Annotated in this window: 18 protein-coding genes and 2 tRNA genes; 12 read left to right on the top strand and 8 right to left on the bottom strand. The window is 71.0% G+C overall.

All coding sequences use genetic code 11. The annotated features are described in order from the left end of the window. Positions 1-173: 173 nt before the first annotated feature. The 3 genes from ACQEV8_RS16200 to ACQEV8_RS16210 all read left to right on the top strand — a co-directional run bounded on the left by ACQEV8_RS16200 (position 174) and on the right by ACQEV8_RS16210 (position 1,315). Positions 174-542 carry a hypothetical protein gene (locus ACQEV8_RS16200; RefSeq protein ID WP_031107874.1) on the top strand — a complete coding sequence of 123 codons (369 nt, stop codon included), beginning with the start codon at positions 174-176 and terminating at the stop codon, positions 540-542. A 109-nt stretch (positions 543-651) separates the two neighbouring features. Then, positions 652-1,251: a bifunctional DNA primase/polymerase gene (locus tag ACQEV8_RS16205; protein ID WP_432960775.1), complete on the top strand. Its 600-nt coding sequence runs from the start codon at positions 652-654 to the stop codon at positions 1,249-1,251. Beyond that, positions 1,242-1,315, top strand: a tRNA-Lys gene (locus tag ACQEV8_RS16210). Before ACQEV8_RS16205 ends, ACQEV8_RS16210 begins: the two co-directional genes overlap by 10 nt. Positions 1,316-1,374: 59 nt before the next feature. Here the strand turns inward: ACQEV8_RS16210 and ACQEV8_RS16215 are convergent. Then, positions 1,375-2,670, bottom strand: coding sequence for a M6 family metalloprotease domain-containing protein (locus tag ACQEV8_RS16215; protein WP_432960777.1), 1,296 nt, complete (start codon positions 2,668-2,670; stop codon positions 1,375-1,377). A gap of 277 nt (positions 2,671-2,947) precedes the next feature. On the opposite strand from ACQEV8_RS16215, the gene ACQEV8_RS16220 reads away from it, so the two are divergent. Next, on the top strand, positions 2,948-4,822 hold the full coding sequence (locus ACQEV8_RS16220; protein ID WP_432960779.1) for a putative bifunctional diguanylate cyclase/phosphodiesterase: 1,875 nt from the start codon (positions 2,948-2,950) through the stop codon (positions 4,820-4,822). On the opposite strand, the gene ACQEV8_RS16225 is transcribed toward ACQEV8_RS16220, so the two are convergent. From ACQEV8_RS16225 to ACQEV8_RS16240, 4 genes are all read right to left on the bottom strand, one after another. Continuing rightward, complete coding sequence (locus ACQEV8_RS16225; protein ID WP_432960781.1) at positions 4,798-5,904, bottom strand: LLM class flavin-dependent oxidoreductase; 1,107 nt, start codon at positions 5,902-5,904, stop codon at positions 4,798-4,800. The genes ACQEV8_RS16220 and ACQEV8_RS16225 overlap by 25 nt on opposite strands. A gap of 82 nt (positions 5,905-5,986) precedes the next feature. Beyond that, positions 5,987-6,256 carry a hypothetical protein gene (locus tag ACQEV8_RS16230; protein WP_432960783.1) on the bottom strand — a complete coding sequence of 90 codons (270 nt, stop codon included), beginning with the start codon at positions 6,254-6,256 and terminating at the stop codon, positions 5,987-5,989. Positions 6,257-6,493: 237 nt separating this feature from the next. Next, complete coding sequence (locus ACQEV8_RS16235; protein WP_391097782.1) at positions 6,494-7,225, bottom strand: maleate cis-trans isomerase family protein; 732 nt, start codon at positions 7,223-7,225, stop codon at positions 6,494-6,496. After that, positions 7,222-8,037 carry a maleate cis-trans isomerase family protein gene (locus ACQEV8_RS16240; RefSeq protein ID WP_432960785.1) on the bottom strand — a complete coding sequence of 272 codons (816 nt, stop codon included), beginning with the start codon at positions 8,035-8,037 and terminating at the stop codon, positions 7,222-7,224. Before ACQEV8_RS16240 ends, ACQEV8_RS16235 begins: the two co-directional genes overlap by 4 nt. A 197-nt stretch (positions 8,038-8,234) precedes the next feature. Between ACQEV8_RS16240 and ACQEV8_RS16245 the strand changes: the two genes are divergently transcribed. Then, positions 8,235-9,182: a D-2-hydroxyacid dehydrogenase gene (locus ACQEV8_RS16245; RefSeq protein WP_432960787.1), complete on the top strand. Its 948-nt coding sequence runs from the start codon at positions 8,235-8,237 to the stop codon at positions 9,180-9,182. An 18-nt stretch (positions 9,183-9,200) separates the two neighbouring features. Further along, a complete protein-coding gene (locus ACQEV8_RS16250; RefSeq protein ID WP_432960789.1) occupies positions 9,201-10,610 on the top strand; it encodes an amidase in 1,410 nt (469 codons plus the stop codon). On the opposite strand, the gene ACQEV8_RS16255 is transcribed toward ACQEV8_RS16250, so the two are convergent. Next, entirely contained in the window at positions 10,591-11,085 is a 495-nt protein-coding gene (locus ACQEV8_RS16255; protein ID WP_432960791.1) for a DUF3830 family protein, read from the bottom strand. The two genes, ACQEV8_RS16250 and ACQEV8_RS16255, sit on opposite strands and share 20 nt — an antisense overlap. Before the next feature lie 106 nt (positions 11,086-11,191). Here ACQEV8_RS16255 and ehuB point away from each other — a divergent pair, with 106 nt between their 5' ends. From ehuB to ACQEV8_RS16285, 6 genes are all read left to right on the top strand, one after another. Next, complete coding sequence (ehuB, locus tag ACQEV8_RS16260) at positions 11,192-12,133, top strand: ectoine/hydroxyectoine ABC transporter substrate-binding protein EhuB (protein WP_432960793.1); 942 nt, start codon at positions 11,192-11,194, stop codon at positions 12,131-12,133. Next, the gene (ehuC, locus tag ACQEV8_RS16265) at positions 12,130-12,831 is read left to right on the top strand and encodes an ectoine/hydroxyectoine ABC transporter permease subunit EhuC (protein WP_432960795.1); all 702 of its coding nucleotides are present in this window, start codon (positions 12,130-12,132) and stop codon (positions 12,829-12,831) included. The genes ehuB and ehuC overlap by 4 nt, the downstream gene beginning before the upstream one ends. After that, complete coding sequence (gene ehuD, locus ACQEV8_RS16270) at positions 12,828-13,478, top strand: ectoine/hydroxyectoine ABC transporter permease subunit EhuD (RefSeq protein ID WP_432960797.1); 651 nt, start codon at positions 12,828-12,830, stop codon at positions 13,476-13,478. Before ehuC ends, ehuD begins: the two co-directional genes overlap by 4 nt. Then, a complete protein-coding gene (gene ehuA, locus ACQEV8_RS16275) occupies positions 13,468-14,265 on the top strand; it encodes an ectoine/hydroxyectoine ABC transporter ATP-binding protein EhuA (RefSeq protein ID WP_432960799.1) in 798 nt (265 codons plus the stop codon). Before ehuD ends, ehuA begins: the two co-directional genes overlap by 11 nt. Before the next feature lie 197 nt (positions 14,266-14,462). After that, a complete protein-coding gene (locus ACQEV8_RS16280; RefSeq protein WP_432960801.1) occupies positions 14,463-15,221 on the top strand; it encodes an IclR family transcriptional regulator in 759 nt (252 codons plus the stop codon). Between the two features lie 113 nt (positions 15,222-15,334). After that, positions 15,335-15,408, top strand: a tRNA-Lys gene (locus tag ACQEV8_RS16285). Here the strand turns inward: ACQEV8_RS16285 and ACQEV8_RS16290 are convergent. Together ACQEV8_RS16290 and ACQEV8_RS16295 are read right to left on the bottom strand one after the other, a co-directional pair. Next, positions 15,374-17,047 carry a long-chain-fatty-acid--CoA ligase gene (locus ACQEV8_RS16290; RefSeq protein WP_432960803.1) on the bottom strand — a complete coding sequence of 558 codons (1,674 nt, stop codon included), beginning with the start codon at positions 17,045-17,047 and terminating at the stop codon, positions 15,374-15,376. The genes ACQEV8_RS16285 and ACQEV8_RS16290 overlap by 35 nt on opposite strands. Positions 17,048-17,220: 173 nt before the next feature. Continuing rightward, positions 17,221-17,826, bottom strand: coding sequence for a lytic polysaccharide monooxygenase auxiliary activity family 9 protein (locus tag ACQEV8_RS16295; protein ID WP_432960805.1), 606 nt, complete (start codon positions 17,824-17,826; stop codon positions 17,221-17,223). Positions 17,827-17,870 lie beyond the last annotated feature (44 nt).

Genomic DNA, 17,870 nt, shown 5'->3' on the forward strand with positions numbered 1-17,870 from the left:
GGTGTGACGTTCGTAACGTGGCCGAACATGATGGGTTCCGGCATCCCCGGCGAACGCCGAGTGGTGTGGCAGCCGTACCCACTCCCGCGATGCCCACTTGCGCGCCCGCGAGACAATGGACGGTGGCCCACTCCACCGGGAGGGCCGTGCGCGACGTACGAGGAGGAGAAGACATGGCGGAGCCCACGCCGCGTCGGAACGAACCGCGGCTACGCCCCGCGCCCCTGCTCTTCGAGCCCGCGGAGGCGGCCTCCGACCCTGAGCACTTCTTCGACCTCGAGTCGATCGACGACCCACGGGCCCTGCTGGCCCGGTCGACGGAGCTGACGCTGGCGTTCCGGGCAGCGGCGGACCGGGCCCTGGAGTTCCAGGCGATCGCGGCGGCGCAGCTGGCCGATCCACGGCGGTTCGACCGGCTGACGACCGCGGACATCGCCGAGCGGGCCGAGTGGACCGAGGACTACGCCAAGAAGATGGTCGAGTTCGGCCGGGACCTGCTGCGGGGCGGTGTCGAGGGCCGGGGGCCCGTCGACCCGGTGTGATCTACGTGGCATATGCCAGGCAGGCAAGATACTCCCTCCCGCCCCCTCCTGTCCCGGTTTCCCACAACTCTCGGGAACCACATGCTCACGGCCGGTACATGTAGATGTCATGAGCAGCGGATGGAACGCCTCCCATGTCACCCCGGACGGAGCCGCCTGGCTCGCTTCGGCAGGAACGTATCCGCGCAGCACGCTCTCCCTCTGGGAGGAGCGGCCGGACGCGCCGATCGTGCTGCCCTGCGGGACGGCCTTCGACGTGGTCAGCGCACCCTCGGTATTCGGGCGGCGAATGCTCGACCGGCTGTGGGACGGCGGCCCCGGCTCGGGCCCGGTCGCGGAGTTCCGCGGCCGCATGCTGCTGTTCGCCGCGCCGGGCACGGCCCAGCGGCTGCCGGCGCTGCTGGAGTGGGAGGAGTGGGGCACGCACGACCGCGACGGCGGGGAGACCGGCCGTGCGGACGCCGTACCGCCGCTGCTGTGCCACGGCACGGGCGACGCCGTGACCATCCCCGCATCGGCAAAGCCCCCCTCCCCCGCCCGCTCCGGCTCCCGCTGGCTCGTCGCCCCCGACACCCGGCAGCCCTGGCTCCCGGGCCCCGAAGTCCTGCTGTGGGCGGCCGTGCGGGCGGCCCGTTCGGCGGTGCGGATTTCGATTTTTCCTCCCGCCGACCAGGGTGCTAAGGTCTACGACGTCAGCAGGCGCCGCTAGCTCAGTTGGTTAGAGCAGCTGACTCTTAATCAGCGGGTCCGGGGTTCGAGTCCCTGGCGGCGCACAGACGGTGAAAGGCCCCCTCGCGAGAGCGAGGGGGCCTTTCGCGTGTCCGGGACGCCCTCAGCGGCCCACCATGATCTTCACCGTCCACGCCCCCGAAGCCGTACGCCCCTCCACCTCCACCCGCACCCCCTCCCCGGGCACCGTGAAGCTCTCCCCGAGGGCGATCGGCGCGTCCGCGAGGGGCGGGTACACCGAGTTCTCCCAGCACGCCTCGGTCCGCGGGTGGGCGTCGATCACCTCGATGGGCCCGCCCCCGGACTGCGCCTCGCCCCGCACCCGGTACACCAGCACCCCCTGCCGGCACGCGGCCGCGTCGTTGCCCACCGGCCCCCGCGCCTCGAAGGCGAGCACGCTGTCAGGGCCCGTCCGCACCACCGCGAGCTTGGTGCCCCGCCCGAGACCGAGGACCGGCGCCCCGGCGGCGCCCGAGACCGGCACCCCGGGCGCCGCCGCCAGCGGCTCCAGGGTCAGCCGGGCCGGCCCGGCGTCCTGCACACAACGCACCTGCCGCGGATTCAGCCAGCCCAGCTTCCACTTGTGCCAGCCGAACAGATCGGGGGCGAGTCCGAACTGGCTGCCCATCAGGTCCCAGTCACCGACATGCGTGTCCCAGTCGCCCTTGCCGTCGGCGGGCCGGTGGTAGAGGTCGGGCAGATCGAAGACATGCCCGGTCTCATGGGCGAGGACGAGCCGGTCCGGCGGATGCTGCTCGAACACCGTGACGACCCGGCGCAGGTCGGTGCCGTCGGCCCGCAGCGGGCTGGTGAGGTTGACGACCTTGGTCGCGTCGGAGTCCACGCCCGGCGCGTCCGGGTCGGCGACGAAGTACACGACGTCGTAGCGCGAGAAGTCGACCTCCGGGTCGGCCGCGGAGAGCGCGTCCCGCAGATACGCGGCCCGGTGCTCGGCGCTCCAGTCGCGCTGTATGGCGTACGCCGTGGAGGGGCGCGGCATCTGGATCCAGTGGCCGAGCGGATGGGGGCGCAGGGTGAAGCGGCCGTAGGACGCCCGCTCGAAGAACCGGGTGGTGTCCGGGAAGTGGTCGGCGGTCAGTTCCTGCGGTGTGGTCAGCGGGCGGGCGTCCGGGAAGGACAGGAAGACCATGACCGCGTCCAGGGACCGGGCCGGGCGCGGATAGGCGGCGTTCCAGGTGTCCAGGCCCTCCGAGTGGTGGGCGTCGGTGCGGGTCAGTGCGCAGGGCTCGGCCGAGTCGGACCCTGCGGCCGAGTGGCCGGTGCCGAGGGAGGTGGCGGCGAGGGCCGACATGGTGGTGAACACGGCCGCGGTACTGCGCAGTCGGGCGCGCGAGAACTGACGCGGCACGGATACCTCCGGGTACGGTTCGCGGGACACCGCACCCAGCCTGTGGTGATTTGTAGTACTGCGCCCTGTTTGCCTGCACCAGTCGGGTGAAGGAGCCGAAAAATCGCGGAAGCCGACACCCCAGAAGCACTCACGGAATGTCACAACTGGTCGGGGGCCTGAAGAAGCCGTCCAGGTGCGAGCAGAAACGATCTGGCAGAAGGGCCGGTTGGTCGGGAACACTGGACACCGGCTGGAAGGCCCTGGGGCCAGCCTCTATGATCGGCACACTTTCCTGACCTTTCCTGCACGGACAGAGATCGAATACATGCGGGAGCGAGCGGTGAGCGGAACCTCCGAAGGGCCTACGCCCGCGGCAGACCTCGACCGGCCGGTCGTCACAGAGAGTGAGATCGATACGTCCCCCCGTACCGAGAACCCCTGTACCGAGCACCTGTCGCAGTCGCCCTATCGCTCCGTCTTCACGGCCGCCCCGCTCGCCATGGCCGTCGTGGACCGCGAGGGCATGGTCGTCAGCGCCAACGACTCACTCGCCGCGCTGCTCGGCACCGCCCCGGACGGACTCGCCGGGGCCGTCGCCGCCGATCTGGTCGACCTCACCTCCGACGCCCGCACCTGGCACGCCTACCGCGAGGTGCTGCGCGGCCGGCAGTCCCGGCTGCGCTGCACCCGCCGTCTCAAGCACCCAGACGGGCACTCGCTGTGGGTGCAGGTGACGGTCGCCCCGCTGCCCGCCGAGGACCGGGGCGTACTGATGTCCGTCGCCGACATCAGCTCCCGCCGGGAACTCCAGGCCCGGCTGCGGCACTTGCAGATGCACGACGCGGTGACCCGGCTGCCCAACCGCACGCTGTTCTTCGAACGCCTGTCGGCCGCACTGGAGGCCGAGTCGTACGAGCAGAGCGGCACGGGCCGGATCGGGCTGTGCTATCTGGACCTGGACGGCTTCAAGGCCATCAACGACACCCTCGGGCACCGCGTCGGCGACCGGCTGCTGGCCGCCGTCGCCGAGCGTCTGCGGCGCTGCGCGGACGAGACGGGCTTCGCCCGCACCAGCACGCCGCTGGTGGCCCGGCTCGGCGGTGACGAGTTCGCGCTGCTCGTCGAGGACTCCACGGGCACCGAACAACTGGCCGAGCTGGCCGAAGCCGTGCTGCGGGCGATCCAGGACCCCTTCGACATCTGTGGCCAGCGGCTGTCGGTGTCGGCGTCGATCGGGGTCGTGGAGCGGCACGCGGCCGGCACCACCCCGACCGCCCTGGTGCAGGCGGCGGACACGACGCTGTACTGGGCGAAGGCCGACGGCAAGGCCCGCTGGACGCTGTTCGACCCGGAGCGCAACGCCCACCGCATGACCCGCCAGGCCCTCGCCTCCACGCTCCGGCCCGCCATCGACCGGGGCGAGTTCCAGCTCGAGTACCAGCCGCTGGTCGGCATGGAGGACGACCGGCTGCACGGCGTCGAGGCGCTCATCCGCTGGAATCATCCCCAGTTCGGCGTACTGACGCCGAATCGGTTCATCGGGCTGGCCGAGGAGGACGGATCGATCGTCCCGCTGGGCCGCTGGGTGCTGCGTACGGCCTGCCGGCAGGCCCGCCGCTGGCAGCGGGAGCACCCGGACGAGCCGCCGATCTTCGTCAGCGTCAACGTGGCGGTCCGCCAGGTCTGGGACTCGGACCTGGTGGCGGACGTGGCGGAGACCCTGGCCGAGACGGGCCTCGCGCCGTACCTGCTCCAGCTGGAGCTCACCGAGTCGGCGGTGATGGGCTCGGGCGGCCGGCCGCTGCAGGCCCTGAAGTCGCTCAGCGACATGGGCGTGCGCATCGCCATCGACGACTTCGGCACGGGCTACTCGAACCTCGCGTATCTGAGCCGGCTGCCGGTGTCGGTGCTGAAGCTGGACGGTTCCTTCGTGCGGGGCTTCCAGTACGACGACCGGGACGCGGCCGCACGTTCGAACCCCGCCGACGAGGTCGTGGTCGAGGCGATGATCCAGCTCGCGCACCGGCTCGGGCTGACCGTGACGGCCGAGTGCGTGGAGACCTCGGCCCAGGCGGTCCGGCTGCGGCGCATCGGCTGCGACACCGGACAGGGCTGGCTGTACTCCCGCCCGGTGTCGCCGGACCGTATCTCCGAGCTGCTGGGCACGCCGGACGTTCAGGCGGGCGTCGGCAACCCGTAGGCGTCGGCGATGAGTTCGTAGCTGCGGACGCGGACGTCACCGCCGTGCGCGTTGGCCGTGATCATCAGCTCGTCGGCGCCGGTGCGCTTGGCGAGGTCGTCCAGGCCGGAGCGGACCTCGTCGGGGGTGCCGTGAATGACGTTGGCGTTCCAGGAGTCGACGAAGTCGCGCTCCATGGGGCTGAACTCGTAGGCCGCCGCCTCCTCGGGGCTGGGCACGAGGCCGGGGCGGCCGGTGCGCAGCCGGACCATGCTGAGGGCCGCGGCCAGCACCTGCCGGCGGGCCTCCTTCTCCTCGTCGGCGGCGAGGGCGGAGACGCCGATGAGGGCGTACGGCTTGTCGAGCACGGCGGACGGCTGGAAGGACTCCCGGTACAGATCCAGGGCGGGGAGGGTGTTCTGCGCCGAGAAGTGGTGCGCGAAGGCGAAGGGCAGCCCGAGGACACCGGCGAGGCGGGCACTGAAGCCGGAGGAGCCGAGCAGCCAGAGCGGCGGCCGGTGCGGGGACTGGACGCCGCCGGGGGACGTGGCCTGGACCGGGCCCGGCACGGCGTGGATACGGCGGTAGCGGTGCCCGTCGGGGAAGTCGTCGTCGAGGAAGCGGGTCAGCTCGGCGAGCTGCTCGGGGAAGTCGTCGGCGCCCTCGTTCAGCCGGTCCGTGCGGCGCAGGGCGGCGGCCGTGGCGCCGTCCGTGCCGGGGGCGCGGCCGAGGCCGAGGTCGATCCGGCCCGGGGCCATCGCCTCCAGCGTCCCGAACTGCTCGGCGATCACGATCGGGGCGTGGTTGGGCAGCATCACACCGCCCGAGCCGAGCCGGATGCGGTCGGTGTGGGCGGCGAGATGGGCCAGGATCACGGCCGGGGACGACGAGGCCACGCCCGGCATGGAGTGGTGCTCGGCGACCCAGTAGCGGTGGAAGCCGCGGGCCTCCGCGAGGCGGGCCAGCTCGACGCTGGTGCGCAGCGCGTCGGAGGCGGTGCGGCCGGCCCCCACGGTGACCAGGTCCAGTACGGAGAGGGGGACGGGGGCGCCGCCCTGCGCAGCGCCGCGTATCTCGTCGCCGGGTGTCTCGTCTGCCGCCACGGTGGGGTGCCTCCTGCTGTGGGCCGTGTGCTGTCGTTCCGGCCTTAACAGGGGACTGTCTCCGGTTATTCCCGGGCGGCCGTCAGGCGGCCTGCTCCCAGTCGCTCCGCACCCCGTCGCACGGAGGTCGCCGGGCGGCCTTTTCGCAGGCTCGCAGCACCACCCATGCGAGGCCGGCCGCACCGGCCAGCCACCAGGGCAGGGACCACACGACACCCCACCAGCGGGTGTGCGGATCGAGTACGGCGTCCAGCGCGGCGGCGATCATGGCCACGGCCAGGCTCCAGCACAGCAGGCGGCCGGAGAGCTGGACAGCGCTTACGGGGGATCTGAGCGGGCTCGTTTCGGCCATCAGGACGTCCTTCACGGCACGACTGGCTGCGGACGTGGCCAGTGTGCACGGGGTGGACAGCAGAAGGGGAACGCGCTTTCGGTCAACTCAAGTGGCGTACAGCACACCGGAGGTGAACGTTCCTCACTTTCTTGCGACCCATTTACTCCGTTGTGCCCAAATATGCCCGTACGAAGGGGTGGGACCGATTCCGGCCCCCCTGCCCGGCGTGGTCGCCGGACAGGGGGGGGCCGGCTCTCACGCCTGGACGATCGGCTCCCTCGTGAACAGCGCGCCCAGCTCCGGCGCGTTCACCCGCCGGTCCGCCAGGCGCAGGCACTCCCAGACCGTGACCTGGTTGGCGGTGAGGATCGGCTTGCCGAGTTCCTTCTCCAGGGCCGGGATGTGCGCGGCCGTGTGCAGGGCCGTGTCGGGGAGGAGGAGGGCCTCGGCGTCGGGGTGATCGGAGTTCCGGGCCAGAGCGAGGAGTTCCGCCTCGCCCCAGGTGCCGACCTCGGCGGCCGTGATGATGCCGGAGCTGTTGACCGACACGACCTCGACACCGTCCGACCGAAGGAACCGGGCGAAGAGCTGGGCCACGTCGTCCGGGTACGTCGCGCCGATCGCGACCCGCCGCGCCCCCAGCTCCTTGACCGCGTGCGCGAAGGCGAACGACGTCGAGGAGGCGGGCATGCCGGCCGTCTGCGCCAGGGAGCGGACCTGCTCCTGGGCGCCGTCCCAGCCGTAGACGAAGCTGCCGCTCGTGCAGGCCCACACGACGGCCTCCGCGCCCGCGTGCCGCAGCTCCTGGACACCCGCCGCGAGCCGCCCCGCGGAGCCCATCTCCAGCAGCGCGTCCACCCGGTGCGCGTCCTCACCGATATCGGTGTGCACCAGGTCCACCCGGATGTCGCTGCCCAGCAACTGCTCGATGCGCGGATAGTCGTCCTCGGCGGAGTGTCCCGGGTAGAGAAATCCCAGTGCTGTCATGTCCAGCCTTCCTGCTGCTTCTCTTCTTCCTGCACTACAGGGCCGGGGTCGACCCCCGGCGATACCAGACCGGCACGCGCCTCCGGATTGATCAGCGCTTGATACGGTCCCACCGCACGGGTACCCAGCCGGCGCAGCGCAGCCCACATCGTCACTTGGTTGGCCGAGATCACCGGGATCCGCAGCTCGGCCTCCAGCTGGGGGATCACGTCGTACGTGGGCAGGTTGGTACAGCTGATGAAGAGGGCGTCGGCGTCGCCGCGTACGGCCTCCCGCGCCATGTCCACCACCTCCCGGTAGGGGACCTTCCAGATGTGCCGGGTCAGGCCCATGAAGGCGCACCCGGAGATGGTGACGCCGGCCTGGGCGACGTACGCCTCCAGCGACTGGGTCACCGACACCGTGTACGGCGTCACCAGCGCCACCCGTCGTACGTCCAGCTCCACCAGGGCCTCCAGCAGCCCGCCCGAGGTGGTGATCGCCGGTACGGCACCGGCCCGGCTCATCGCCTCGCACATCGCGCGCTCGCCCATGACTCCGCCGACGAAGCTGCCCGACGTACAGGCGTAGGCGATGACCTCGGGGGCGATCGCGTTGATGGTGCGGACCGCCTCGCTCAGCGTCTCGTGCTCGCTGACCAGGCGGGCGAGATCGAGGCTCACCTCGACCGGCACGAACGGTGTTCGTGTCATGTGCAGGGAGACCTCGTCCGGCACCCAGCGCCACAGCTCGCGGTCGAGTGCGAAGTCGAAGGGGGCGACGACGCCGACCCCGCGCTGCGGGCTGGGCCCGCCGAGAAATGAGACGTCCATGGCAGGCACCGGCCTCACGCTGGGCAAGTAGTGTGCAACGGATCGTGGGAACGCCCGTGTTGACGACGGTAGGTTCGGGTGCGAGCGTGGTCAATCCGCCTGGATCACTCCTTGGTCAACACCGGGTTAACTCGTCGTCACCGGCCGGCGCTCAAAACCCGGCCTGTTCCGCCGCACGGCTGGAGAAACGGCTGCTCATGCCCACTCCCACCCTCCTCGTCCTGGACGCCGAACCGCTGCCCCGCCTCGGCCGGCTCACCGGTCGCGCCCGTATCGAACACACTGACGCGGAGGGTCTCGCCGAGCGCCTGCCGCGCGCGGACGCGTTGCTGGTGTGGGACTTCACCTCGCGCGCCGTGCGGGACGCCTGGCCGGGCGAGGGTCCGCGGCCACGCTGGGTGCATACGGCGAGCGCCGGTGTGGACCATCTGATGTGTCCGGAACTCGCCGCCTCCGACACGGTGGTGACGAACGCGCGCGGCATCTTCGACCAGCCGATCGCCGAGTACGTCGCCGCGCTCGTGCTGGCGATGGCCAAGGACCTGCCGCGCACGCTGGAGTTGCAGCGGGAGCGGACCTGGCGGCACCGCGAGTCGCACAAGGTCGCCGGGGGCAAGGCCGTCGTGGTCGGCTCGGGGCCGATCGGCCGGGCGATCGCCCGCACGCTCGGGGCGCTGGACATCACGACCGCGCTCGTGGGCCGCGCCCCGCGCACCGGCGTGCACGGCCCGGAGGACCTGGACCGGCTGCTGGCGCGCGCCGACTGGGTGATCGCGGCGGCACCGCTCACGGAGCAGACGCAGGGCATGTTCGACGCCCGCCGCTTCGGTGTGATGCAGCCGTCCGCCCGGTTCGTCAACATCGGCCGGGGCCAGCTGGTCGTCGAGGACGCGCTCGCCGACGCCCTCACCAAGCACTGGATCGCGGGCGCGGCACTGGATGTCTTCGAGGCCGAACCCCTGACTCCCGACAGCCCGTTGTGGCAGCTGCCGGGCCTGATCGTGTCCCCGCACATGAGCGGCGACATCGTCGGCTGGCGGGACGAACTCGGCGCCCAGTTCGTGGACCTGTACGACCTCTGGGCGAGCGGGGAGCCACTGAGGAACGTGGTCGACAAGCAGCGTGGGTACGTACCTGGTCACTGACGTTCCTTGGGAGGGTGAATGACCGAGCTCACCGACCTGACCGCCGTACGGCTCCTCGCCGGGTACCGCAAGGGCGAGTGGAGTCCCGTGGAGGCGACCCGGGCGGCGCTGGAGCGGGCCGAGGCGATCCAGCCGGAGGTGAACGCCTTCGTCCGGCTGACCGCCGAGGACGCGCTGGCCCGGGCCCGGGAGTCGGAGGAGCGATGGCGGCGCGGTGAGCCGCGGGGGCTGCTGGACGGGGTGCCCGTCACGGTGAAGGACATCCTGCTGCAGCGCGGCGCGCCGACCCTGCGCGGGTCGAAGGCGGTGGATCCGGCGGGGCGCTGGGACGAGGACGCCCCGTCCGTGGCGCGGCTGCGGGAGCACGGGGCGGTCTTCATCGGCAAGACGACGACCCCCGAGTTCGGTTGGAAGGGCGTGACGGACTCGCCGCTCAGCGGCGTGACCCGCAACCCGTACGACCCCTCGCGCACCGCGGGCGGGTCGAGCGGTGGCAGCGCGGCGGCCGTGGCGCTCGGCGCGGGACCGCTGTCGCTGGGCACGGACGGCGGCGGCAGTGTGCGGATCCCGGCGTCGTTCTGCGGGATCTTCGCGCTGAAGCCGACGTACGGGCGGGTGCCGCTCTACCCGGCGAGCGCGTTCGGCACGCTGGCGCACGTCGGGCCGATGACCCGGGACGCGGCGGACTCGGCGCTGCTGATGGATGTGATCGGCCATCCGGACTCGCGCGACTGGTCGGCGCTCGCCCCGCCGCCTGGTGCGTACACGGAGGGCCTGACGGGCGGGGTGCGCGGGCTGCGCGTGGCGTACTCGCCGTCGCTGGGCGGGCAGGTGGCGGTGCGTCCGGAGGTCGCCAGGGCGGTGCGGCGGGCGGTGGAGCGGCTGGCGGAGCTCGGCGCGTACGTCACGGAGACCGACCCGGATCTCACCGACCCGGTGGAGGCCTTCCACACCCTGTGGTTCAGCGGGGCGGCCCGGGTCACCGAGCATCTGGGACCGCACCAGCGGGAGTTGCTGGACCCTGGCCTGCGGGAGATCTGCGCGCAGGGCGCCCGCGCCTCGGCGCTGGACTATCTGGCGGCGGTGGACGTCCGGATGGACCTGGGCCGCCGGATGGGCCGCTTCCACGACACCTACGACCTGCTTCTCACCCCGACCCTGCCGATCACGGCGTTCGAGGCGGGCGCCGAGGTACCGAAGGGATCAGGCCACCGGCGCTGGACGGGCTGGACGCCGTTCACGTACCCGTTCAACATGACGCAGCAGCCCGCGGCGAGCGTGCCGGTCGGCGCCGACGGGGACGGTCTGCCGATCGGTCTGCAGCTCGTGGCCGCCCGGCACCGGGACGATCTGGTGCTGCGGGCGGCCCACGCGCTGTACGAGGCCGGCGTGGCGTCCGCCGGCCGGGTCAGGCCCTCCGGAAGCTGAGCGTCTCCCCCGCCGCTCCCGACCTCCACAGGTCGTTGCACGCCTCGGCCATGTTCTCCAGGCCGTCGACGACCTGGCCCCAGACGATGCCGGGGACCCAGCCGACATCGCCGTTCAGCAGCAGGTTGTTGCGTTCGTAGAACAGGGCCAGGTCGACCAGCGTGGTCCCGGCGCGGACCTCGCGGTCGTAGCCGTAGGACTTGGTGCCCAACTCCGCCCCGGCGAAGGTGAAATAACACAGATCGCCGGGGATGGGAGTGATAGTCGGATTTTCCAGGGGTGGCTCGGTTTCGGCGAATGGTGGGAAAAGAGCGTAGATCTCATTTCGTGCGTACTTTGCGTGGTAGACGTCCCCGGCCAGTGGAAGGGCATCCCAGACGGCCGCGCAGGTGATCGGCGCGCGGTCGTCCAGCAGCTTGGCCGTGCAGGTCACGTCACGCTTGACCAGCGAGAGTTCGATGTAGCGATCAGCCATGCCTCCATGGGAGTGCCCCTCGGCCCCGCGGTCAAGGGCGCGTCGGCGGAGTGCGGGGCTTGAAAAGATCGGCATAACTCAGGTGCGGTCGGGTAGCCGCGCGCCCATGGCTCCACCACAGAGAAGCCCCCTCAGAATTCCGGAACCCATATCCCGGACCAGGTCCGGGGCCGTGTCCGGTCCCACACGCCGATCGCTGCTCGCGGGGGTGGCGGCGCTCGGCGCGCTGGGCGCCTCCGGATGCAGCCGGGTCGCCACCGCCTCGGACGTCGAGGGCGGTGATCTCCTCGAACGGCTCCGGGCCGCGGGCGTCGTCCGTCTCGGCATCGCCGGTGAGATCCCGTTCGGGTTCATCGACACGAACGGCGAGCTGACCGGTGAGGCACCGGAGCTGGCCAAGGTGATCTTCAAGCGTCTCGGCGTCGACCGGGTGCAGCCCGTGCCGACCGAGTTCGGCTCGCTCATCCCGGGCCTGAACTCCCAGCAGTTCGACGTCGTCGCGGCCGGTATGTACGTCAACCCCGAGCGCTGCGAGCAGGTCATCTTCTCCGACCCGGACTACCAGATGCTCGACGCGTTCATCGTGCGCAAGGGCAACCCCAAGGGGCTGCACAACTACAAGGACGTCGTCGCGAAGAAGGCGAAGTTCGCCACCGGGACGGGCTACGCCGAGATCCAGTACGCCGTCGAGGCGGGGTACAAGGAGAGCGACATCCTCATCGTCCCGGACCAGGTCGCGGGCATGAACGCGGTCGAGGCGGGACGGGTGGACGTCTTCGCCGGTACGGCGCTCACCGCCCGCGAGGTGGTGAAGAAGTCGGCCAAGGCGGAGGCGACCAAGCCGTTCGCGCCGCTCGTGGGCGGCAAGCCGCACGTCGACGGAGGCGCCTTCGCGTTCCGGCCGACCGAGACGAACCTGCGGGACGCCTTCAACGTCGAGCTGCGCAAGCTCAAGAAGAGCGGCGAACTCTTCCGGATCCTGAAGCCCTTCGGTTTCACGAAGGCCGAGATGACGGATCTGACCGCGAAGGAGCTGTGCGGCGGATGACCTCGGGACTCTGGGAACTCGTACTCAAGGGTGTGTGGACCACCCTCCAGCTGCTCGTCTGCAGCGCCCTGCTGGGCGCGGCCGTCTCCTTCGTGGTCGGCGTCGCGCGCAGCCACCGACTGAAGATCGTCCGCTTCCTCGCGGGCTTCTACACCGAGGTGTTCCGCGGCACCTCCGCCCTGGTCATGATCTTCTGGGTGTTCTTCGTGCTGCCGGTCGCCTTCGGCTGGCAGCTGGTGCCGCTGTGGGCGGGCACGCTCGCGCTCGGGCTGACCTACGGCGCGTACGGCGCGGAGATCGTGCGCGGCGCGCTGAGCTCGGTCGACCCGGCGCAGCAGGAGGGTGGCATCGCGCTCAGCTTCACGCCCTGGCAGCGCATGCGGCTGATCCTGCTGCCGCAGGCGGTGCCGGAGATGATCCCGCCGTTCTCGAACCTGCTGATCGAGCTGCTCAAGGGCACCGCGCTGGTGTCGATCACGGGCATGGGCGACCTGACGTTCAGCGCGAACCTGGTGCGCCTCGCTCTGCAGGAGAGCGCGGAGATCTACACGTACATCCTGCTCATCTACTTCGTCATCGCCTTCCTGCTCACCCGGGTCATGCGCGGACTGGAGAAGAAGCTCAAGGCCGGGGTCGGGAAGAAGCCCGACAGCAAGACCCGGGCGCCTGAGCCGGTCGTGGTGGAGGGGGTCCGATGAACTGGGACTGGAGCGCGGTCTCCGACTTCATGCCGGACTTCTGGAAGGGCCTGCTGGTCACCCTCCAGATCCTGCTGTTCGGCTCACTGATCTCGTTCGCGCTGGGCCTGGTGTGGGCGCTGCTGATGCGGGCGCCCTCGCGTTGGGTGACCTGGCCGGTCGGGGCGGTGACGGAGTTCGTCCGCAACACCCCGCTGCTGGTGCAGCTGTTCTTCCTCTTCTACGTGCTGCCCGAGTGGGGCCTGACCTTCTCGGCGCTGACCACCGGCGTCTTCGCGATCGGGCTGCACTACTCGACGTACACGATGCAGGTCTACCGGGCCGGTATCGAGGCCGTGCCGGTCGGCCAGTGGGAGGCGGCGACGGCGCTGAACCTGCCGCTGCGGCGGACGTGGACCGCGGTGATCCTTCCGCAGGCGGTGCGCCGGGTGGTCCCCGCGCTCGGCAACTACGTCATCGCGATGCTCAAGGACACGCCGATGCTGATGGCGATCACAGTCCTGGAGATGCTCGGCCACGCGCGCCTGTTCTCGCAGGAGCACTTCCAGTTCACCGAGCCCCTCACGGTGATCGGCGCGGCCTTCATCGTCATTTCCTACCTGGCCTCCCTTGCCCTGCGAGCCCTGGAGCGACGCCTTGCCCACTGACACTCTCCCCAACCCCGGGACCAATCCCGAGGAGAACCCCGCCAAGAGCACCGGCGAGCTGATCCGGCTGGAACAGGTCACCAAGCGGTTCGGCCAGAACACCGTTCTGGACCACCTGGACTTCTCGGTCGACGCCGGCAAGCACGTCACCCTGATCGGGCCGTCCGGCTCCGGCAAGACCACGATCCTGCGGCTGCTGATGACCCTGCTCAAGCCCGACGAGGGCACGATCACGGTCGACGGGCAGAAGCTGTTCCCCGCCTCCGACAAGGAGGTGCGCGAGGTCCGCAAGAAGATCGGGATGGTGTTCCAGCAGTTCAACCTGTTCCCGAACATGACCGTGCTGCGCAACCTCACCGAGGCGCCGGTCACCGTCCTCGGCATGTCGAAGGACGAGGCGGTGGAGCGGGCCAAGGGCCTGCTGGACATGGTGGGCCTGTCCGACAAGTGCGACGCCCACCCCGCCCAGCTCTCCGGCGGCCAGCAGCAGCGCGTGGCGATCGCCCGGGCGCTGGCGATGCAGCCCCAGGTGCTGCTGCTGGACGAGGTGACCTCCGCGCTCGACCCCGAGCTGGTCGCGGGCGTGCTGGACCTGCTGCGGGACATCGCCCGCAGCACGGACATCACCATGCTCTGTGTGACCCACGAGATGAATTTCGCCCGGGACATCTCCGACCAGGTACTGATGTTCGACTCGGGCCGGGTCATCGAGTCGGGTCCGCCGGAGAAGATCTTCAGCGACCCGGAGCTGGACCGCACGAGGGAGTTCCTCAGCGCAGTTCTCTGACTACGGCCCGTGAACAGGGCCGACACCGGGCCCTCGGACCGGGGCATGCTCCTGGCATATGCCAGCGGGTCAATGCCCCGGCCCGGGGGCCCGGAATCTTTGTCAACCCCCGCCCTCCACAACCCCTTTGCCGGTTATCGTGGAGGTGATTCGCTGTCCGGATTACGGCCCAACAGCAAGCGCAGGGGGAGACCACCGTGGCGCTGAAGCACGAGCCGACCACCCCGTACCACTCGGCCCAGGAAGCCCTGCGCGTCCTGGAGACGGTGGCGCGAAACAGTTCCGGCGTCACCGACACCGAGCTCGCCCGGCGTACCGGCATCGGACCGGAGCGGCTCACCACGCTGCTGCGCATGCTGCGCCGCGAGGGCTACGTCGAGCAGATCGCCGACGGCGCGTACGTCACCGGCGAGGCCCTGGCCCGCCTCGGCTCCACCCGCCATCGCGAGCAGGCCCTGCGCGACAAGCTCCAGCACACCCTCGACCGGCTGCGCGACTCCGTCGGCGCCGCCGTCTACATGAGCCGCTACGTCGACGGCGAGATCAGCATCACCCAGTACGCCGACAGCCCGGCCACGCCCAAGGTCAACGAGTGGGTCGACTTCCGCTCCTCGGCCCACGCCACCGCGATAGGCAAGAGCCTGCTGACCCAGCTCGACCACGCCGGCCGCCGCGACCACCTCGCCCGGCACAAGATGGCCCGCCTCACCTCGCGCACCATCACCAGCGACCGCCTGCTGCTCTCCCGCCTGGAGGCCCAGCCCGCCACCGTGCCCGTCCTGGACCTCCAGGAGTACGCGGTCGGCACGGTCTGCGCGGCCGTCCCCATCACGGCCGGCTCCTCCGTCGGCTGCCTGGCCCTGTCCCTCCCGGTCGAGCACGCCCACCGCCTGCGCCAGGCCGCGGACGCCCTCAACCGCAACGCGGCACCGGTCCTGCTGTCCATGGCGATCTAGGCCCGGTCGTCCGGATCATGCAGCCACGAGGTGGTCAGGAGCACGCCGGAGACCGGGTAGTATTTTCCCGTCGCCCACCGCGGAACACGGTTCCACCGGTCGGCGCGAGTCATGCGCCGCTAGCTCAGTTGGTTAGAGCAGCTGACTCTTAATCAGCGGGTCCGGGGTTCGAGTCCCTGGCGGCGCACCGGTGAAGGGCCTCTCGTGGGAGCGAGAGGCCCTTCGGCGTGTTCGAGGTCCTCCCCGGTCAGCCTGCGGTACGTGGCCTTCCCCGGCGGTCGCCACCACACCGGATCGGCGCACCGGAAGCCCTCCCCGCGTAACGAAGCCCGGTGGATCTTGTTCGTGGCCGTGACCGGCATGCGGTCCGTCACCCGGACGAACCGGGGGGTCATCTTCGTCCCCAGGTCGGGCTGGGCGAGCAGGAACTCCGCGAAGGACAGCGGGTCGAAGCTGCCCGCGATCGTCGCCATCACCTGGTCGCCGGTCACCGGGTCCGGCACCGCGTACACACAGACCGCCGCCGCCCCCTCGTAGCGGGCGAGGATGTTCTCGATCATCGCGGCGGCCAGGTTCTCGCCGTCGACGCGGAGGCGGTCGTCGGTGCGCCCGGCGAAGTGGAGGTAGCCGTCGGTGTCGCGGCAGAAGAGGTCACCCGTCCAGTACCAGCCTCCCTTGCGGCGCTCCGCCTCCGCCGCCGGGTTGCGCCAGTAGCCCTCGAAGGGGCTGGGTCCCTGGTTGACCAGTTCGCCGATCGCCTCTTCCCCGTTGAGCAGCCTGCCCGCCGCGTCGAAGCGGGCCGGCGGGCACTCCCGGCCCGTCGCCGGGTCCAGGACCACCAGCCCGGGCGTCGCCCGGCCGACCGCTCCCGCCGGAGTGCCCGGCGACCATTGCACGGCCGCCCCGCCCTCCGACGAGCCGTACCCCTCGACCAGCCGCACCCCGAACCGCCGCTCGAAGGCCGCCGCGTCCACCGCGCCCGCCTCCGTGCCGAAGCCGAGGCGCAGGGGGTTGTCACGGTCCCCGGGGTGCGGGGCGGTGGCCAGGACGTACTGGATGGCCCGGCCGACGTAGGTGAAGTACGTCGCCCCGTAGCGGCGTACGTCCGGCAGGAAGCGGGACGCCGAGAAGCGGCGGCGCAGCGCCACGGCCGCCCCGGTGACCAGCGCCGGCGCCCAGTCGGCGATCACCGCGTTGCCGTGGAACAGCGGCATGCAGAGGTAGTGCACGTCGTCCGGGCCCAGGGAGAACTGTCCGGCCAGGGAGCGGCCGGCGGCCGCCAGGCGGCCCTGGGAGCAGAGCGCGGCCTTGGGCGCGCCGGTGGAGCCGGAGGTGAAGTAGAGCAGGAAGCGGTCGGACGGGGTCGCGCGGGACGGGTCCGGCCGGGCGTCCGTGTAAGGGGACAGGAGGTCGGCGTAGTCCGCCGTGTCCGTCACCAGCAGGCGCACCCCGGGCAGGTCCAGGCCCCGGAGCAACGGCAGATGAGCCCGCTCGGTGACCAGGACGCGGCACTCGGTGTGCAGGATGTCGCGGGCCAGTTCGGCACCGCGGCGGGTGGGGTTGACACCGGCGACCGCCGCCCCGGCCAGGGCCGCCGCACCCAGCCAGAGCGGGAACTCCGGGGTGTTGTCGAGCAGCGCTCCGAGGTGGGGTTCGGCGCCGGTCGGCAGGAGGTCGGACAGCAGCGCGGCCCGGGCCGCGGCACCCGACGCCAACTCGTGACGGGTCAGTACCCGGTCCTCGTACCGCAGCCCCGGCCGGTGGTCTCCCCACCCACCGGCGATGAGTTCCGCGACCGTACCCGCCGACGCCGCCCTGGAGTCCATGGGCGGGCACGGTAGCTGACGTGTAGTCAGATGTGGAGGGTCACGGCCGCCCCGGATCTGCAGCCGGCGCCGCACGAGGACGATGCGCCGCCCCCGATCGGCCGGCGTGGGAGGAACACCCACCCCGGCCGCACCGGCGACTCAAGAGAACCTCAGAAGGCTCCCGGGACGGTTCAGAAGGTGACGTCCGAGCAGGCGTAGAAAGCGTTGGCCGTGTCGGCGATCGTCCATACCGCGACGATGACGTGACGGCCGCTCAGCCCGGACGGCAGCCTGCCGCTGTGGGAGAGCGTCGACGGTGGCCGCTGGCCGTTGTACGGGACCGTGAAGAACGGCGTGAGGTTGAGGTCGGACCGGGCCAGGTTGTGGTTCTGGTTCCAGCCGGGCTTGGTGACGTAGTACCGGAAGTCGGTCGTGGCGTGCATGGCCGTGAACTGCCAGCGGAACGCGTAATTCTGGCCGCCCGTCACCTTCGTGGCGGGCCAGGCGCCCCCGGACGGGGTGCGCGGTGCGCTGAGCTGGCCGAAGTGGCCGAGGCCGGCGTTGCAGATCTGCCCGTCGGCCGGACCGGACGCCGGGAAGCCCTTGGGGCCCTCGACACTCTGCGGCTCCCACTGGATGGAGCCGCAGTTGGTCACGGTGCCGTTCTGGCAGAGCTTCTGCCTGCTGATGGGGAGGTCGGTGTAGCCGTGGCCGCTGGCGCCGCCGGAGGAGAGCACGAGGGCTCCGGTCGTGGCCAGTCCCACCGCGGCTGCGGACAACTTGGTCCTTGTGCGCATGCTGCCGCTCCTGGAGAACGTGGGGGATGTTCAGTGAGCTGTGC

The organism is Streptomyces sp. CA-179760 (genome assembly GCF_050937045.1).
In the GTDB taxonomy this organism is placed as follows: Bacteria; Actinomycetota; Actinomycetes; order Streptomycetales; family Streptomycetaceae; genus Streptomyces.

What these genes read in the sequence shown, in the direction of transcription:
- ACQEV8_RS16245 (WP_432960787.1), top strand. Translation starts at nt 8,235, where the DNA reads ATGCCCACTCCCACCCTCCTCGTCCTGGACGCCGAACCGCTGCCCCGC.
- ehuB (WP_432960793.1), top strand. Translation starts at nt 11,192, where the DNA reads ATGGCTCCACCACAGAGAAGCCCCCTCAGAATTCCGGAACCCATATCC.
- ACQEV8_RS16290 (WP_432960803.1), bottom strand. Translation starts at nt 17,047, where the DNA reads ATGGACTCCAGGGCGGCGTCGGCGGGTACGGTCGCGGAACTCATCGCC.
- ACQEV8_RS16235 (WP_391097782.1), bottom strand. Translation starts at nt 7,225, where the DNA reads ATGACAGCACTGGGATTTCTCTACCCGGGACACTCCGCCGAGGACGAC.
- ACQEV8_RS16295 (WP_432960805.1), bottom strand. Translation starts at nt 17,826, where the DNA reads ATGCGCACAAGGACCAAGTTGTCCGCAGCCGCGGTGGGACTGGCCACG.
- ACQEV8_RS16255 (WP_432960791.1), bottom strand. Translation starts at nt 11,085, where the DNA reads ATGGCTGATCGCTACATCGAACTCTCGCTGGTCAAGCGTGACGTGACC.
- ACQEV8_RS16205 (WP_432960775.1), top strand. Translation starts at nt 652, where the DNA reads ATGAGCAGCGGATGGAACGCCTCCCATGTCACCCCGGACGGAGCCGCC.
- ACQEV8_RS16230 (WP_432960783.1), bottom strand. Translation starts at nt 6,256, where the DNA reads ATGGCCGAAACGAGCCCGCTCAGATCCCCCGTAAGCGCTGTCCAGCTC.
- ACQEV8_RS16240 (WP_432960785.1), bottom strand. Translation starts at nt 8,037, where the DNA reads ATGGACGTCTCATTTCTCGGCGGGCCCAGCCCGCAGCGCGGGGTCGGC.
- ACQEV8_RS16250 (WP_432960789.1), top strand. Translation starts at nt 9,201, where the DNA reads ATGACCGAGCTCACCGACCTGACCGCCGTACGGCTCCTCGCCGGGTAC.
- ehuC (WP_432960795.1), top strand. Translation starts at nt 12,130, where the DNA reads ATGACCTCGGGACTCTGGGAACTCGTACTCAAGGGTGTGTGGACCACC.
- ehuD (WP_432960797.1), top strand. Translation starts at nt 12,828, where the DNA reads ATGAACTGGGACTGGAGCGCGGTCTCCGACTTCATGCCGGACTTCTGG.
- ACQEV8_RS16200 (WP_031107874.1), top strand. Translation starts at nt 174, where the DNA reads ATGGCGGAGCCCACGCCGCGTCGGAACGAACCGCGGCTACGCCCCGCG.
- ACQEV8_RS16220 (WP_432960779.1), top strand. Translation starts at nt 2,948, where the DNA reads ATGCGGGAGCGAGCGGTGAGCGGAACCTCCGAAGGGCCTACGCCCGCG.